12 protein-coding genes and 3 pseudogenes are annotated in these 16,129 nt (G+C 67.9%); 8 read left to right on the forward strand and 7 right to left on the reverse strand.

The window, feature by feature from the left end; all coding sequences use genetic code 11:
* Nucleotides 1-419 (forward strand): Type 1 glutamine amidotransferase-like domain-containing protein (locus ABZ793_RS23750; protein WP_357460947.1); only part of this gene is annotated, 419 nt, incomplete at its 5' end.
* 145 nt (nt 420-564) lie between these two features.
* Here ABZ793_RS23750 and ABZ793_RS23755 read toward each other — a convergent pair.
* Nucleotides 565-1,113 carry an aspartyl/asparaginyl beta-hydroxylase domain-containing protein gene (locus ABZ793_RS23755; protein ID WP_357460950.1) on the reverse strand — a complete coding sequence of 183 codons (549 nt, stop codon included), beginning with the start codon at nt 1,111-1,113 and terminating at the stop codon, nt 565-567.
* 292 nt (nt 1,114-1,405) lie between these two features.
* A complete protein-coding gene (locus tag ABZ793_RS23760) occupies nt 1,406-2,143 on the reverse strand; it encodes a hypothetical protein (protein WP_357460953.1) in 738 nt (245 codons plus the stop codon).
* Nucleotides 2,144-2,384: 241 nt separating this feature from the next.
* Here ABZ793_RS23760 and ABZ793_RS23765 point away from each other — a divergent pair, with 241 nt between their 5' ends.
* Nucleotides 2,385-3,083, forward strand: a complete 699-nt coding sequence (locus tag ABZ793_RS23765) for a hypothetical protein (protein WP_357460956.1) — start codon at nt 2,385-2,387, stop codon at nt 3,081-3,083.
* Between the two features lie 192 nt (nt 3,084-3,275).
* On the opposite strand, the pseudogene ABZ793_RS23770 reads toward ABZ793_RS23765, so the two are convergent.
* Nucleotides 3,276-4,189 (reverse strand): annotated as a pseudogene (locus ABZ793_RS23770) (aminoglycoside phosphotransferase family protein).
* A gap of 263 nt (nt 4,190-4,452) precedes the next feature.
* On the opposite strand from ABZ793_RS23770, the gene ABZ793_RS23775 reads away from it, so the two are divergent.
* On the forward strand, nt 4,453-5,076 hold the full coding sequence (locus ABZ793_RS23775) for a hypothetical protein (RefSeq protein ID WP_357460959.1): 624 nt from the start codon (nt 4,453-4,455) through the stop codon (nt 5,074-5,076).
* A gap of 346 nt (nt 5,077-5,422) precedes the next feature.
* On the opposite strand, the gene ABZ793_RS23780 is transcribed toward ABZ793_RS23775, so the two are convergent.
* The gene (locus ABZ793_RS23780; protein WP_357460962.1) at nt 5,423-5,917 is read right to left on the reverse strand and encodes a GNAT family N-acetyltransferase; all 495 of its coding nucleotides are present in this window, start codon (nt 5,915-5,917) and stop codon (nt 5,423-5,425) included.
* Nucleotides 5,918-6,778: 861 nt separating this feature from the next.
* Nucleotides 6,779-7,195: a hypothetical protein gene (locus ABZ793_RS23785; protein ID WP_357460965.1), complete on the reverse strand. Its 417-nt coding sequence runs from the start codon at nt 7,193-7,195 to the stop codon at nt 6,779-6,781.
* 178 nt (nt 7,196-7,373) lie between these two features.
* On the opposite strand from ABZ793_RS23785, the pseudogene ABZ793_RS23790 reads away from it, so the two are divergent.
* From ABZ793_RS23790 to ABZ793_RS23810, 5 genes and pseudogenes are all read left to right on the forward strand, one after another.
* Nucleotides 7,374-7,769 (forward strand): annotated as a pseudogene (locus ABZ793_RS23790) (response regulator transcription factor); the annotation flags it as partial.
* A gap of 121 nt (nt 7,770-7,890) precedes the next feature.
* Nucleotides 7,891-10,830, forward strand: coding sequence for a hypothetical protein (locus tag ABZ793_RS23795; protein ID WP_357460968.1), 2,940 nt, complete (start codon nt 7,891-7,893; stop codon nt 10,828-10,830).
* Between the two features lie 245 nt (nt 10,831-11,075).
* The gene (locus ABZ793_RS23800) at nt 11,076-11,327 is read left to right on the forward strand and encodes a hypothetical protein (RefSeq protein WP_357460971.1); all 252 of its coding nucleotides are present in this window, start codon (nt 11,076-11,078) and stop codon (nt 11,325-11,327) included.
* A 54-nt stretch (nt 11,328-11,381) separates the two neighbouring features.
* Nucleotides 11,382-11,725: pseudogene (locus ABZ793_RS23805) on the forward strand (acyl-CoA dehydrogenase family protein).
* Between the two features lie 124 nt (nt 11,726-11,849).
* A complete protein-coding gene (locus ABZ793_RS23810; protein WP_357460973.1) occupies nt 11,850-12,497 on the forward strand; it encodes a hypothetical protein in 648 nt (215 codons plus the stop codon).
* On the opposite strand, the gene ABZ793_RS23815 is transcribed toward ABZ793_RS23810, so the two are convergent.
* The gene (locus tag ABZ793_RS23815) at nt 12,471-12,755 is read right to left on the reverse strand and encodes a hypothetical protein (RefSeq protein WP_357460976.1); all 285 of its coding nucleotides are present in this window, start codon (nt 12,753-12,755) and stop codon (nt 12,471-12,473) included. The two genes, ABZ793_RS23810 and ABZ793_RS23815, sit on opposite strands and share 27 nt — an antisense overlap.
* A 1-nt stretch (nt 12,756) precedes the next feature.
* A complete protein-coding gene (locus ABZ793_RS23820; protein ID WP_357460978.1) occupies nt 12,757-15,918 on the reverse strand; it encodes an amino acid adenylation domain-containing protein in 3,162 nt (1,053 codons plus the stop codon).
* Nucleotides 15,919-16,129: the final 211 nt, after the last annotated feature.

Genomic DNA, 16,129 nt, shown 5'->3' on the forward strand with positions numbered 1-16,129 from the left:
CGATCGGCGCGGAGCGGTGGATCCCCTGGGTCCGGGATGCCGACGTCTTTCTGGTCGACGGCGGCGACGCGACGTATCTGTGTCATTGGATGCGAAAGTCCGGGCTGGCCGATCTGCTGCCTTCGCTGCCCGACATGGTCTGGGTGGGCGTGAGTGCGGGAAGCATGGTGATGACTCCGCGGATCGGAGCGGACTTCGTCGAGTGGCCCTCCGCGCCGGACGACACCACCCTGGGAATCGTCGACTTCTCGATCTTCCCGCACCTGGACGCTTTCCCGGACAACACTCTCGCTGCCGCGCAACGGTGGGCTGCTGACCTCAACGTCCCGGCCTACGCTATCGACGAGCAAACGGCCATCAAGGTCGTCGACGGCTCCGTCGAGGTGGTCTCCGAAGGGCAATGGACGAAGCTCGGGTGATGCCCGGACCGCTATCCGGATCTGCCGCGTACGGCGCTGCGCGGAGCGTGATGCCTCGGGTGCTGCAGTGCTCACCCGGCGTTCGGCCGGGTTCTCGGAACGACGGGATGAAACAGGGCCGTGAAGATGCGCTGGGGTGTCTCGCTCATCCACCGCGTCGTACGAAGCCTGCCACCGAGGCCGGCAGTTCGTCCTGCGGCATGTCCTCGAAGCCAGGACGGGCGAAGTCAAACAAGAGCACGACGCGGTCGCTGGAGCCGTAGTTCCACGCCTCATGCATGACGGTGTCGTTGAAGACAAAGGTCTTACCTTCGCGCCACTGCCGGGTCTCGTCGCCCACTCGCAGTGCGCAGTCCTCTGGCACGACCAGCCCGAGATGCGCGCGGTAAACGGTCGTAACCCACCCCTGATGTGGCTTGATGTGGGTGCCAGGAGCCATCCGAGAAAACCCAGCGGTCGTCAGGTGAGGGACCGTCGTCAACGCGGAGGCAGTGTTCGGGCAAGCTTCGAGCGCCTCCTCGATCCGTTCCCCGAAGGCGACAAGCCCGTACACGCTCCAGCCCTGGCCGTACATCTCGCGTTGCACCCACGGCTGATAGGTCTCCTGCGGCAGAGCAAGGCACTCATCCCGGATGGCCTCCCACCGTGCCCGAAGATCGGCCAGGAAGGGAAATTGCCGCTGATCCACGAACATGAGAAACCATGATGCACCAACGACGGGTGATGCGGGCTACGGCGCCGCCTCGTGACGATCGTGGCCCTCGTGGGCACCTCCAGCGGTAGACGCACGCTCATGCCGCCGAGCGGGCGTCAGGGGCCGCATCTGCGAGACCGACCAGTCAGCCGACTGCTCGTGGCCAATGTCTGCGCCAACTGCGGCGTACAGAGTGATCCCGCTTTCGTGACCTTTGCCGGTATATCTGATTGTTGGGCATTTGGCTTGGTCCCGAGGCGGTCGAACGGCGGCGGGATCATTGCGGACTCAGCTACCGCAGACGCCTGGCCAGGTCGAGCACCTCGGGCAGTTGCTCGCCGGTCAACCGCCGGGCATCCCAGGCCAACCGGGCAAGTTCAACGTGGTTGCGGTGTAGACGTGGATCGGTGGCCGCAGCAACCCCGGCAACGGCGGCCAAGTCGTCGTCGGGAATACCCAGGACGGTGGCGAACGCGGTCACGTACTGCGGCGTCAGCCGCGTACGACCAGGTCCCAGCATCGCCATCGTGGAGGACGACACCATCGGCCCGTCGCCGATGAAGTACAACACCTTCGGGCTGTACGGCCCGATGTTGCGGTTCCGCAGTAGCCGCAACATCATCTCACCAGGCCCCAGCGGGTAGCTGTAGCGCGGCCACACAGGCGGCCACGCCGGCGGACGCTCGGGTAACGACCGGACGAACTCGTGCAACCGGCGCAGCGACTGCGGCGCGAACTTGGCCGCCATCTCCAGTACCGTCCCGACATGCCAAGGCCCGGTACCGCTGGCAGGCACCAGATCAGGCGGCAGATCGAGCCCGGCGACCACGAACGGATCCGCCGTGTGCAACCCGAGCATCGGCGCCAGCCGCCGCACCAACGAAGGACTGGCCGCGCCGCCGGTCAGCACAGCGTCGAGTTCCGGCCGCAGAGGACCCTCTGCCGCGGCAACCTCCCGCCACCGATGCGCCAACAACCGCCCCAACGCGGTTCCGCTCCCAGCCCCCACCATCGCGGTCAGCGTAGCCACCAACAGGCACCCACATCCATCGAGGGAAACGCCCTGATCTGCCGCGAAGCGCTCGTCACCGAGGGGAGATGTCAGCGTCCGGTCGTGCCGAGGAGAGTGCGTTGTTGGTTCCGAGCAGAGCCGCAAATAGGCCTATGGGTGAGAGGCGCTGGTAGGTTGCCGGGTATACGTACTTGATGATCCGGATCTGTCTGGACGTGCCCGGGTAGTCCTCGCGCAGCGGTCCCGCCGGAGGCCGTGCATGACCGCCACCGACATCCGCTCAAAGGCCGTACTCCGCCTCGACGACCGGACCGAGGCGGCGCCCTGCGAACTGGTCGAAGCGATGGTCAGGTTCGAGGAGCGCTACGGCGGCCTCTGGTACCCGGTCCTCGGCTCCAATGGTATGGAATACGGCCTCGATGGTGATGCGGCAGTTCACCGCAGCCCACTCGGGGCTGCCTTCACTGGCATCCTGGACGGCGACTGGGCCTGGGGCGTCGATGTTCTCGCTGACGGCCGGACCGCTATGGGACCTGGCCGGTGGACTTACCGCGTGATTGATCGCTCCGTCGACCAGCGCCTGGAGAGTCACGCACTGCTCTTGACGGTCAGTGGCTGGTTTCACCGAACCTTCACCTGCTACACGCCACGTGACGTCGTCCCAGTGGCGGACGAGCGGCGCTTACCGCCACGTGCACCCGAGGCAACCGGACCGACCGAGCTCTGGTGGCTGGACGAGGATGCCAGCGTCGCTCTCCAAGCCAAGCTGAGCGCCTGGCCGCGTGAGCGAGACGAGTGGACGGTGCGGTACTTCACCCGAACACCGGCGCAGGCTGCCGACGCCAACCCCACGGTCTTCGGCGCAACAGCCCACGAGACGGTACCGGCGCTGTGGTGCACACTGTGTTCCCACGCGGTCAACCCGGGGCGCACCTGCCACCGTGCACACCCGTACTGATGAACGACGCGGATGGCTAACCCGCAGACAACGAGATCGCCGCAGTCGGGGGCTGGCGGGCACCGTGATCGGGTACACGGATCTGCCGCGAAGCGCTCGTCACCGACGTCGGCGCCGGTAGCCGACGTCTTGACGTGCCGATGTACGGATGGTTGATCACGCCGTCTGTCGGACACAGTGGCGATTGCCGAGTCAGCGGATTGTGGCGATGAGGCGTTGCAGGGCGGCGTGGGCGGGTGGGCCCCAGGTGGGCTTGCCGCCTGGGCGGCCGTGGACGCCGTCGTCGCCGATGAGGATTCCGCCGAGGGCGCGTGCCATCGCCCAGCCGCGGGCGCGGCGCATGGTGGGGTGTCCGGGGTCGGTTGGTAGGCCGCGTAGAAGTGGTCGGTGGTGTTGTCCGGTAGCAGGAGCCACGCGGCGGCGAGGTCGTATGCCGGGTCGCCCGCGCAGAGGTCGCCGAAGTCGATCACGCCGCAGAAGGTGCCGTCGGCGGTGAGGATGTTGGCTGGGTGCAGGTCGGCGTGGAGCCATAGCGCCGGGCCCGTCCATTGAGGCGCGGTGACCGCGTCGTGCCAGACGGCGCGGACGGCGTCCGGGTCGTGGATCAGCCCTCGCTCGGTGGCGGAGGCCAGCCCTTTGGCGAACTGGTCGGCGTGGTCGGCCAGTGGTCCGCCGCGGTCCCGGCCTGCGGGCGCGCCGCTGGGGGACGGTTGGTGAAGGGCCGTCAGGAAAGTGGCCAAGGTTTTGGCCGCGTCGGAGGCTCGCGTGACGGGGATCCGGTCGGCGGGTGTGCCCGGAACCCAGGTGGTGATGAGCCAGGGCCGAGGGAACCGTTCGGAGGGCTTGCCGAATCGCTGCGGGACCGGGATCGGTAGCGGAAGGCGCGGGGCAAGCGTGGGCAGCCAGGCGTACTCCTTGCGCAGCAGCGCGTCCGCGGACACGGTCGCCCAGGGAAGCCGGACGGCCAGGTCGTCACCGAGCCGCCACAGCTGGTTGTCCCACCCACGCGCGCCCAGCCGAACCGGACGATCGGCGAGGTCCGGGTGCTGGTCGCGCACCAGATCACGGACCAGGTCGGTGGTGATCTCGATCTCGAGATGGGTCATGCGGAGCAACAGTAGCCTCGCGACATCGCCCGATCACCCGGCAGTGGATCGCCGTCAACTACTGCTCACACCGGTCCGTATCGCGCGTCGTCTGGCCCGACGTCCGCTCACCCTTCAGACAGGACACCCTCCACCCACGCATGCCGGACCCGCATGCGCTCATGCCGCGATCAGCTCACTACAGAACGTCAAGGCACGTCGAGTCGGCAAGCTCGCGGACATGCCGATGGGCGCGCGTGCCTTGCCGGGATAGCGTTGGTGGCGTGACGGAGCCTGACTACAGCCTCGCGAAGATCACGCTCCTGGAGTTCGACGACTCCGTACGCAAGCTGCCCGGTATGTATTTCGGGGTAGGCAGGGAAGATCCTCGTCTGGCGACTCGGGTGCTTTGCGCGGTTGTGGGGCACGCGTTTCATCCGGCAACCAGGGTCGCCGCGAGCCACACGCCCGACGTCGTAGCGGAGATCACCGCTGATCTCGTCTTCTCGGTGACCGACGACCAGGCGGACATCCTGCCCGGCCGGGGCATGCCGAAGTTCGGCTACTACGACTCGCTGCTCACCTGCGATCGGTGGTCGAGCGCCGCAGCGGCGGCCGTGAGTTCGCAGACCTTCGTCGAAGTCTGGCGACATGGGCGCGGTTTTCGGCAGAGCCTCGTCGGCTTACGGCCGGTCGAGCCACCTGCGGAGTTCTCCGCTCCCGCCGGAGCCGGCACCCGTGTGGCCTACATCCTCGATCGCGCCTACTTCGGCTCGGCCGCGATCACAACCGATCTCGCCAGCCTCGACGTGCACGGCCCGCACTGCACCAACACCACGGGGCCCGGCAAGGTCGTCATCCGAGACCGCAGAGAGCGGAGTCGCCCGAACGAATACCGGTGTGCCTGACTCGGGCATCCGGATCTGCCGCTGATATGGCGCGCCAGCCGTCCCGACACCGTCACTGTCAGCCCGGCATCCAGGTCGGCCGCCGCGCCGTCAGACCATGATCGTTGCTGCGGATCTAGCCACCAGCATCAGGGTCGGCGTGACTCACCGTGATTGCTGGACCGGCCATCAACGCGAATACAAGACAGTTGGCCTACCTGACCCTGCCAGTCCGGTAGGCCAATTGGGTCCGAGCTGGTTTGCCGAGGCCCTGGGGAAGTACTTGAGCATGATGCTGAGCAGTGCGGAGGGATGCGCCGCCACCACGTTTCCGGTAGCGGCGCACACTCGATCGGCGGCCGGCCCGCTAAGAGGTGAGCCTCTTGGCCATGACGTGCTCCCGACGCAGGCCGTCGGGCATGAGGTCGCCGGGCTCACCCGTGTCACGGAAGCCGTTCCGCTGGTAGAGCGCCCAGGCGTTCTTGTTGCTCTCCACCACGGCCAGGCGCAGCGTCCCCGCGCCCACCAGCCGAGCCCACTGCTCGACCGCCCGCACGAGGTGGTCGCCCACGCTCCGGCCACGTCCCAGCGGCGCCACGTACATCGAGATCAGCTCGACCACGCCGTCCTGATCGGTCGGCACCCCGCTGGCCATGCCGACGGGCTGCCCGTCGAGCGTCGCCACTACGTTGTATGAGCCGGGGATGGCCAGCCGACTGCGCCAGCGTTCCTCCCGGTCGCCGTCGCCCTGCCAGTCCGCCAGTCGGGAACCGAAGGCGTACGCCGCCTCCGTCAGCGCGGCGAGCCGCAGTTCCCGCCAGACCTTCCAATCGCCCTCGGTGAGCACACGCGTCTCGATCACGCCGCGAAGGCTGCCGCAGGTGTGGAGACCAGGCAACCTAGTTCCCGTCGTAGGGGCGGTACGTCGGTTCACTCATCTACCGCTGACCTGGCGTCACCGTACGTAACAGGTGAGCGGCAGCGTCCGGTGCGCGGTCGTGCCGAGTTGAGTGCGTTTAGCCAGCCAGCCCGTCGGAGCTCGGAGGCGCTCGGCTCGACTGACCTAATTTTGCCACCTACTCGATCGCTACTTCGCCGGCGTTAGCAAGATTCGGTGAGTCCACTCCAGCAGACGGGTCACACGGAACGGGCCGGTCCAGCCGACCGGCGGGGCATTATCCTCATACTCGACCGCCGACCAGCAGTCGTCGAACATGACTGTGTACTCGCGGTTGCCTGGAAAAACGTTGGTGACAGTTCCCACGACAACTTTACCCTCGGAGTACCGTCTGGTGATCGCGGCCCATTCCTCACCAGACCAGCGCAAAAAGCGGGCCCCACGACCTCGCATCCCGGCGTCCAACGGAAACAGCCGCACCTGGCCGGGCCGGTGTTGCCCCACCTCGAAGAGCCCAGCCTTGCCGACCGGAGGCCAGTCGGTCGGGTCATCCGGCAGGTGTAGGACGTCAACCCATCCTTGCGGCGGCTGGCCAAGGTCTACCAGAACCCCTGCCCGTCCCGCGCCCATCGGGACGGCACTCACGGTGCCTCGCACCCGATCGCCCACCGGGAAGGCGAGACGTGCCGCGAACAGCTCGTCAGCGCTCGTCGCCAACCGGCAGTCCTCCCTTCACGCCGCGTGCATCCATCACCTGCATTATGGTCCCCTGCCGGTCGTTGCAGATGCACTCATCTGCCGCGATCAGGGTGGGGGAGCGTGGAGTCAGTGTGCCGTCGGTGCCGGCCTGCGGCGAATCCGCGACCACATGTGGACGAGGATCGGTGGCAGCGCGATCGCGGCGCCGGCGAACGCAAGTGCCCGGGTGCGCCGTTGCTGGATCTCTTCACGTAGTTCTTCGTAGGTGGCCTGGTGTTCGATGACGTCGCTGCGGGACCGTACGCATTCGTCGCCGGGCCCGATCAGGGCATCGTGGTTGGCCGGGTTGGCCTCGAAGCAGGCGATTCTGGTCGGCTTCAGTTCCCAGTTGACGCGGTCCCAGTCGACGTCGATCCACGACTGCGATGTGCACATGTCGCCTGAGCAGGAGGTTCGCACCGGCAGCTCCCAGCCGGAACGCAGCATGAGAGCGCCGAGGAACAGGCCCAACAGGACAGAGCTGAGGGATACGACCGCGCGCATGTCAGGTTGGACCGCTGGCAGTCGTGCCTGGTTCCACCAGAGGCTCCGCGCGGTCATTGCGATCGACAAGCCGATCCGCCGGCGACGGGTCCTCGGTGGCGCGATCAACGAATACCCCGAGCCGCTTAATCCACTCGCAAATCCCCAGCTCACGAATGCGACACACAATTTCGGCACGGTACAGGGGCTCCGCGCGGGCGCCGACGACTACGTGGTGAAGCCGTTCTCCATGGCGGAACTGTAGGCCCGGATCGGGGCGGTGCTGCGCCCGACCGCCCGCGCCGCGCGGGCCGAGGCGACGCTGTAGGTCGCCGACCTGCGGGCCGACCTCTACGCCCGGCAGGTCTGGCTCTCCGACCGGGAGGTGAACCTGACCCGCAAGGAGTTCGACCTGCTGATGGCGTTGGCCCGGCAGGCGGGCACGGTCGTGTCCCGCGAACGGTTGCTGATGGACGTATGGCAGACCACCCGGAAGGCCGGGCACACCCTCGACGTCCACGTCGCGGCTCTGCGCGGCAAGCTCGACGACGTCGGCCTGGTGGAGACCGTACGCGGGGTGGGCTACCGGCTGCGGCGAGCTGACGACACCGGCCGATTCTCAGATCATCCTCAAGAAATCCCGCCCCGTCGGCCGCTGGCGGCACGGCTAGCGTGTGCTGTCGCCACCGTGTCATCCCCCCTGTTCTGGAGCTTCTATGAGAGACAGACGGACGGCCATCTTCTCCGTCCTGCTCGCCGCGACCCTCGCGGCGACCGTTGCGCCCACACCCCACGCGTCCGCGGCCGGCCCCGGCGAGGAGCGCTTCCAGCCGAGTGTCACCTATGACCTGTCGGTGACCGACGCCGAGCGCGACGCGATCCACGCGGAAGTCGAGGCGTTGGCTGGACGCGTCAACAGCGCGCGGGCGGGGGACGGCAGCTACGACCCGCTCACTCTGGTCGGGGCGATGCTGGACGGGTCGATCTACGACTCCATCTCCCGGGGCGGCACGGCCGCGACGGCGTACCCCTTCCCGGTCAGCAACACCGAAGCCAACCAGCACGAGTACGACCGCAAGGTCGCCAAGCTCGCCTGGGTGGTCAAGCTGGCCACCGACCTGGGTTTCCCGGTGGTCGTCCAACGCCAGCCCGACAAGTACGTCTACGCGGAGATCGGTGACCCGGACGCCCCGGAGATGGTCATGGCGTTGAGTCACCTCGACTCGCCGACGGCTTCCGTTTCGCCGGCCCAGCTGGCGCGCTGGCGGGACGCCGATGGCAACCTCGGCACTCCTGGCGCGTACCACTCGCCGTACGTCAAGGACGGTTGGGTCTACGGGGCGGGCATCCAGGACGACAGCGGCCCGACGCTGGCGACGCTGCTCGCGGCCAAGGCGCTACTCGAGGCGGGGTTGCCCCTCGACCGACGCATCCGCATCGTCATGGGAATCTACGAAGACGGCGGTCCCGGCACGCCCTCGACGACGAACACCGCCACCTTCCAGTCCATCCCGTACAACTCGAACCCGAGCTTCTACGACAACTGGGCCTACAAGAACCTCAACCGCGAGGAGATCCCGATCGCGGCCTACACCTCCGACTCGCGGTTCCCGGTCATCGTCGGCAACTCCGGATCGGTGACCCCGTCGGTGTCGATGAGCCTGTCCGCGGACAGCACCAAGGCCTTCCGGCTGACGGCTGCCACAGCCGGCGTCACCCTGCGCGAAGGCGACCCGACGCTCAAGGACATCGCCTACGGCAGCACCACGCAGATCGCCTCGCGGGCCATTTTCACCCTCGACGTGGCGGGGGCCGGCTCCGCCGAGCGCGGCCGGTTCGTGTCGGCGATCACCGCTGCCGCGACCACGAAGGGTTGGCTCCCGGCTGCTTCCGGCACCACCCCCAAGGTGCAGACCACGATCACCGGCGACTCGCTCACGCTGGAGATCAACACCGATGTGGCGATGGAGATGCCGACCCCGCAGTACGGCAAGAATGCCGTCGTGTGGGGGATGTTCCTCCTCTCCCAGGGCCTCGGCGCACTGGGAAGCACGGCCGCCGACCTGCAATTGAAGAAGGCCGCCGACGGCATCACCGACCTGTTCTTCCGCGACGGTGTCGAAGGCGAGGCCTATATCGGCAAGTACATGGGCATCCCGGCGAACCTGTTGCGCAACCCGAGCAACGGCACGCCGAACCTCACCTTCGCCCTCATGGGCGGCATCAGTTCAGAGACCCCGACGAGCTTCTACACGGACGCCTCCGGCAGCCTCAGCATGCCGATGTACGTGCGCAGCATGCACGTCACCGCGGCTGACTCCGGCCAGGCGACGGCGGCGGTCACGGCCGCCTTCCAGTCGAAGGGGTTCACCATCGGCAACCTCGGCCCGCCCGTCGGCGCCGGGTTGTACGTCACGCACGACAACCCGCTGACCGCTCTTCAGTTCGGGAGCTACCAAGCCTCGATCAACCGCAACCCGGGGGCGTTCCCCGATCCGTATTCCCTCCGGGACGTGGTCTATCCGCAGGGCACGACCGGTGGCACCCTGGCCAGCAGCTTCCGCAACAAGATGACCGCCTTCGGCGCCGTCATCCCGGGTAACGAGCGCTGGTGGCACACGGCCAACGAGCGGATGAAGGTCGACTCGGCAGTGCAGATGACCAAGATCATGGCCGATGGCATGCTGGAGATGGCCCGGTACTCCGGGCCCGCCGGTGCCAAGTTCATGTGGGCAAGCATCCCGGGGCTGAACTCCGACCGGGCGGACCTCGACCTGCTCGACGTCACGATCGGAACCTACAAGGACGCGTCGGCGGCTGTCGGCACGAGCCAGTTGGGCACCCAGGCCCTGCTCGGCGCCACCTCGTTCAACATCCCGATGTGGAACGGGCGCGGCAACTCGACCCCGACGGCGTCGGCTTTCGCACTGGGGCACGCCCCGGGAGGGGTCTACTTGCCCCTGACCGACACCGAGTACCTGAACACCACGTACGTGGCGCCGATGCGTCTGGAGTTCAAGGTGGAGCGCCCCGACTACATGTCGGACGCGGCTTGGGCGAAGTTCGTGGCCGGCGGCTACGGCGACTTCCAGTTCAACATTCTCGTCGGCGACGCGGTTGTGCCGCTGGCCGTTCCTGCGGGGCAGAGTGCGGACAAGTATTTCTCCTCGCGCATCTCGGCCAACAACCCCGACGCCATCTACCTGTCGGTCAACCTCGCGATCACCGATGCCCCGTACACCGGGGTGCAGGCCATCCTCGCGGATTCCAAGACGGACCTGTACACGGTCAATCCGACGTACTTGGCCTCAAACCCGGATCCGTTCCCGGGGCGCGGGGCCATCGAACAACGGGGCTTCTTCCTGTTCGGTGATGGGCAGAAGAACGCGGAGTTCTCTTCGCCCGACGCGGTCTACGTGACAGTCGCCAACGCGGTCATCGATGCGAAGCCGTCGGCGGTGGTGAAGAAGTTGAAGGGCAACACGAACGAGTTGACCATCACGGTGAAGCAGACCCGCATCGACGGCAGCGAGTCTCCTGTGACGGCCACGTTCACCATCGACAACAACGCTGCTGGCACTTACACCGTCGGCGATTACAAGGTATACGTCGATACCAAGGGCAACACCCAGGTGCGGTCGATCTCCATCGTGTGACGCGTGTGAACCGGAAGTTCAGCGCGCGCACGAGAGGGGGCTTACTACGGTAAAAGGCCCTCCGGCTGACGAAGTTTGTTCGCCCGTTTCTGGTGCGACGAGCCGTGGGCCAGGTGTGGAAACAGACGTGGTGGCTTCCCGCCCGGCGGGGAGCCACCACGTGTTTCTGCGAGCAAGAAAACCCTACGTATGCAATTAGATCCCGACTCCTTGGCTGGCACGTCGTAAGCCGCGTTCCTAACGGCATGACCTTGTGTAAAGCCTGGTGTGGTGAAATTGTGCGCCGTTTCACTCGGCGCTCGATTTTCTGGCCTTCGGGCCTGCTGGGGCAATTCACCAACGGCCGCTTCGGGTACGTCCTGGCGTCGGAGCCGACCTGTGGTGCGCTGGAGGAGGTCGATCTGTTCGCTCCGGCCGACGCCAAGGAGATCGGCACGGTCGAGCAGCAGCGTGAATCGGCTCTCCGGTTCTACGGACTGCGCCATCAGCGCAGCTGAAGAAGGTAGCGCGCCGGGCCATCCACGGGCCGGTAACCGTGGCGCGCAGCGGTCATGAGCGGCGGCAAACCCCTGGCCGAGCACCAGCTCGTCGCCCGACACGTGGCCAGCTGCTGGCCGCGGAGAAGACCGCGACGAGGATGTGCGCACGCCAGCCACGGCTGGGACAGCCGGCCGCCTGAAATGGTGTCGGCGACCGTGCTGGCGAAGTACCTGAACTCCCAGCACGCCGCGGCGAGTGCCGCGACCGCAGTCCAGGTGCTCGCCTCCGCGGCGCGCGGGACAGCCACCCCGTCGCACGGGCGTACCGCGACGCCAAGCTGATGGAGATCATCGAGGGCAGCAACGAGATCTGCGAGCTGATCCTGGCCGAGCACGCCCTCGGCATCTACGCCTGATGAACCACCGAGAGGACACGGGTGAGCGAGAAAGCCACGACCATGGTCAAGTGCCTGGTCTGGGATCACCCTGCCCGAGTTCACCCCGGCCGCCAGGACGGTGGATTCAGGAAAGCGGCGCGCGATGTACCAGGCGAACCTTCGCCGCGACGCCGAACGGGCCGAGTTCGGCGGCCCCGACGAGGCGTTCCTGTGCTCACTCGACCTCGAACTGCGGATCCTGCGGGCCACTGAGGTCGAGCTGAGCCGGGTGGAGGAGTTGACCCTGTGTACCAGCCAGATGAACGCGACCGGCGTGCACTATTCCGACGAGACGCTACGCCGACTGCTCGTCGACGAGGGCCACGACGTGCTCGTGGCCACCTTGACCGACAGGTTCGGGGCGCACGGCGCGATCGGGGTGCTGCTGGTGGAGCAGCGCCCCACGGTCTGGCACCTGAAACTGCTGGCCACCTCGTGTCAGGTGGTGTCCTTCGGGGTCGGCGCGGTCATCCTGAACTGGCTGGCGGGTGAGGCCGCCGCAGCCGGGGCCCATCTGCTCGCGGACTTCCGGCGCACCGAACGGAACCGGATGATGGAGATCGCCTATCGGTTTCGCCGGGTTCGACGACCGGGACTGCGACAGCCGGCGGTCCGTACCCGCGGCCGAGGTCGACGGCGTGCAACGCCTGCACCTGCTGGTCGAGCGCCGCGACCCGCCAAGCACCATGCGCCTGATCATTCCCAGCCTCGCCACGCCGGCACTTCAGGAGCAGACACCAGTGCGGGATGACCCGGGACAGGCCGGCCGGTCGTCTCCCGGCGCGATCCTGCGGCCCGGAGACGACCGGCTGCCGGCCGGCCAGCCGGACGTTCTGCGCGCCAGAGTCACCCCGTCGGCCAGGGGCAGGACACACGCCTCCACCAGGTCGTCGGTGTGGATGAGTTCGTTCACCTCGCGGATGGCGACGGTGTCCGGATCGTCGGCGGTCGGATCGATGACCCGACCGAAGAGCAACGTGTTGTCGATCGGGTGCCCGACCAGGCCCACCTCAGGCGTCGGGCACGTCGAGCTGGCTCAGCCGGGCGGCGGGGTGGGAGGTCACCTGTTCCAGTAGGCGTTCCAGGCCGCCCGCGAGGCGTTCGACGGTTTCCCGGTGGAACAGGTCGACGCGGTACTCCACGGAGCCGAGCACCCCCTGCGGCCGGCCGTCCGCGTCGCGCCGTTCCGCGAACCGGTACGACAGATCGAACGCCGCGGTGTGGTTGCCGACCGGTTCCGCCTCCACGCCGAGCCCGGCTAGGGCGACGCCGGATGAGATCGCGGGTTGGGTCCCCGTCCTGACCTGGGCCAGCGGGTGCCGGCCGGCCGGGTGCACCGGGTCGAGCTGCTCGACCAGCCGTTCGAAGGGCAGATCCTGGTGCTGGTACGCGGCCAGGTCCGTGGTCCGTACCCGGACCAGCAGTTCCGCAAAGGCCGGGTCCCCGGCGGTGTCGACCCGAGTGACCAGCGTGTTGGCGAAGCGTCCGACGAGCCGTTCCAGGGCGGCCTCGGCCCGACCGGACCCCGTGACCGCGAACGGCAGATCGGTGCCCGCCCCGAACCGGGTCAGCAGTGCGGCCACCGCCGCCTTGAGCACCATGCTGACGGTCGTGCCGCTGGCCCCGGCCAGTCCGGCGAGCCGGACATGCAGGTCGGCGTCGATGTCGACCGGGACCAGGCCGACGTGTGACCGCGAGTCGGCCGGCCGGGCCCGGTCGAACGGCAGCACGAGTGCGTGCGGTATGCCGTCCAGGTATCCCTTCCAGAAGGTCAACTGCCGCGCCGTGACGCTGTCCGGGTCGTCGACGTCGCCCAGCAGATCCCGCTGCCACAGGACGTGGTCGGCGTACTCCACGGGCAACGGCTGCCAGCGCGGCGCAAGGCCGGCGAGCCGGGCACCGTACGCCTCGGTCAGGTCGCGCAGCAGCGGATGCCATGACCACTCGTCGGCGGCGATGTGGTGCAGGACGAGCACGAGCGCCGAGCGGTCCTCGTCCACGAGGAACAGCATGGCCCGTATGGCGGGCTCCCGCTGGAGGTCGAAGGGCTCCTGGGCGACGGCCGTGACGGAGTCGGCCAGCTTCTCCGCGCTCACGTGTTCGACGACCAGGGGCGGCTGGACCGAGGTGGCGTCGACGATCCGCGCGACAGGTGCCCCCTGGTGCTGCGGGAACAGGGTGCGGAGCACAGCGTGCCGGCGTACGACATCGGTGAGCGCGGCGTCGAGCGCCGCCACGTCGACCCGACCGCTCAGGTGGAGAAGGTACGCCCCTTGATCGGCTGGGGAGGTGCCGGGCGTCTGATGCCGGAACCAGAGATGTCGCTGCGCGTGCGACAGGGGCACCACGTCACCGTCGGTACGTCGGGTCAGTGGCGGACGACCGGTCGCGGCGGTGATCTTCGCGGTGATCGCGGCGACGGTGGGCGACTCGAACAGCTCCTGGATGCTCACCTCCAGCCCGAGGACCGCTCTGATCCGCGTGACCAGGCGGACAGCGGTGAGCGAGTGTCCCCCCAGTACGAAGAAATTGTCGTCCGGGTCCACCACGGGATGGCCGAGCGCCTGGGCGAAGAGCTGGCAGAGCAGTTCCTCCACCAGCGACCGTGGCGCGCGACCGGTGGTGGCGGCGAGGGTCGGCTCCGGCAGGGCCGACCGGTCGAGCTTTCCGTTGACGGTGTGGGGCAGCGCGTCCAGCAGCACGAATGCCGCCGGCACCATGTAGCCGGGCAGGACCAGCGAGAGATCGTCGCGGAGCCGGCGCTGGTCCGGCGCGGTCCCGTCGTGGGGCACGACGTATCCGACAAGGCCCTCGTCCCCGGTCGGCAGGGTACGGACGGCCACCGCGCCGGCGCGTACCGCCGGTTGTCGGACCAGCGCCGCCTCGACCTCGCCGAGCTCGATCCGGAACCCGCGGATCTTGACCTGGTCGTCGGCCCGGCCCAGGTACTCGATGTCGCCGTCCGGTCGGAGCCGTGCGAGGTCACCTGAACGGTAGCCGCGGATTGTCCGCCCGTCGGCGTCGGTCAGCTCGACGAACCGTTGCCGGGTCAGCTCGGGCTGCGCGTGGTATCCGAGCCCGACACCCGGACCGATGACGACGATCTCGCCCGCGTCGCCTGGTGGCACCGGACGGAGCTGGTCGTCGGCCAGCAGGAACGAGGAGTTCGGCAGCGGTACCCCGATGAGGCTCGCCCCCTGGAGCAGGTCGGCCTCGCGGACCCGGCGGTAGGAGGCGTGGACGGTCGTCTCGGTGATGCCGTACATGTTGATCAGCTCGACCGCCTCGTCGCCGTACTTGGCGACCCACGGTGCAAGGCTGGCGAAGCGCAGCGCCTCGCCGCCGAACACGACCCGACGCACCGACAACCTGTCGTCGTGCCGTTGCTCCTCGGCGATCAACTGGTTGAAGGCGGTCGGCGTCTGGCTGAGCACCGTCACTCCCCGGTCCCGCAGCAGCCGCCGGAACAAGGCCGGATCCTGGACGGCGGGCTCCGGTACGACGACCACGGAACCGCCGTAGAGCAGCGCCCCCCACATCTCCCAGACAGCGACGTCGAACGCGAAGGAGTGGAACATCGACCACACGTCGTGAGCGTCGAACGCGAAGAGGGAGTCCGTCGAGTCGAACAGGTGCAGGACGTTGCCGTGGGATATCCGTACGCCCTTGGGCTGGCCGGTCGTGCCCGAAGTGAAGATCATGTACGCGCAGGCGGAGGAGTCCACCGACGGCGGTGAGTAGCGCAGGTCCCCTGGCCGATCGTGGTCCAGCCGGATCACCGCGGTGTCCGGTGGCAGGTTGCCTGCCAGGTCGCTCGTCGTGATGACCAGGGAAGGTTCGGCCACGGCGAGGATGCGTTCCAGCCGGGCCCGGGGGTTCGCCGGATCGAGCGGAACGTACGAGCAGCCCGCCTTGATCACCGCGATCGCCGCCAGGACCAGGTCGGCGGTCCGGGGCAGGAAGATGCCGACGTGGGCGCCAGGGTCGACGGCCCGGTCCTGAAGCTGCGCGGCCACCGCCTCGGCGGCCTGGTCCAGCTCGGCGTAGGTGAGCACTCGCCCGTCCGCGATGACGGCTGTCCGGTCGGGATGACGACGCACGGAGTGGGTGAAGCCGGCCAGCAGGGTCTCGGCCCAGCCGCCGACACCACGGCGCGATTCGGTTGGGGTCATGCTCATCCTTCACTCGCGGTGACGCAAGCACGGCGCTGACGGTGAGCCCGGCCAGTTCGGGGGTGCCTGCTCGGCAGTGCCGATACGGCACGGTCCAGGCGCGCACCAGAGAACAGAGGCCCGGCGAATTCTCAGATCATGTCGTTGATGCATCGGCCTGTCTTCAACCAATGGTGGAGGGCGTGCGCCCAGCCTCCACCATCGGTGGAGG

The organism is Micromonospora sp. NPDC047465 (assembly GCF_040643125.1).
Classification (GTDB): domain Bacteria; phylum Actinomycetota; class Actinomycetes; order Mycobacteriales; family Micromonosporaceae; genus Micromonospora.

Excerpts from the sequence above, each read along its gene's own strand:
- ABZ793_RS23765 (WP_357460956.1), top strand. The coding sequence starts at position 2,385 with ATGACCGCCACCGACATCCGCTCAAAGGCCGTACTCCGCCTCGACGAC.
- ABZ793_RS23820 (WP_357460978.1), bottom strand. The coding sequence starts at position 15,918 with ATGACCCCAACCGAATCGCGCCGTGGTGTCGGCGGCTGGGCCGAGACC.
- ABZ793_RS23810 (WP_357460973.1), top strand. The coding sequence starts at position 11,850 with ATGTACCAGGCGAACCTTCGCCGCGACGCCGAACGGGCCGAGTTCGGC.
- ABZ793_RS23755 (WP_357460950.1), bottom strand. The coding sequence starts at position 1,113 with ATGTTCGTGGATCAGCGGCAATTTCCCTTCCTGGCCGATCTTCGGGCA.
- ABZ793_RS23800 (WP_357460971.1), top strand. The coding sequence starts at position 11,076 with ATGACCTTGTGTAAAGCCTGGTGTGGTGAAATTGTGCGCCGTTTCACT.
- ABZ793_RS23785 (WP_357460965.1), bottom strand. The coding sequence starts at position 7,195 with ATGCGCGCGGTCGTATCCCTCAGCTCTGTCCTGTTGGGCCTGTTCCTC.
- ABZ793_RS23795 (WP_357460968.1), top strand. The coding sequence starts at position 7,891 with ATGAGAGACAGACGGACGGCCATCTTCTCCGTCCTGCTCGCCGCGACC.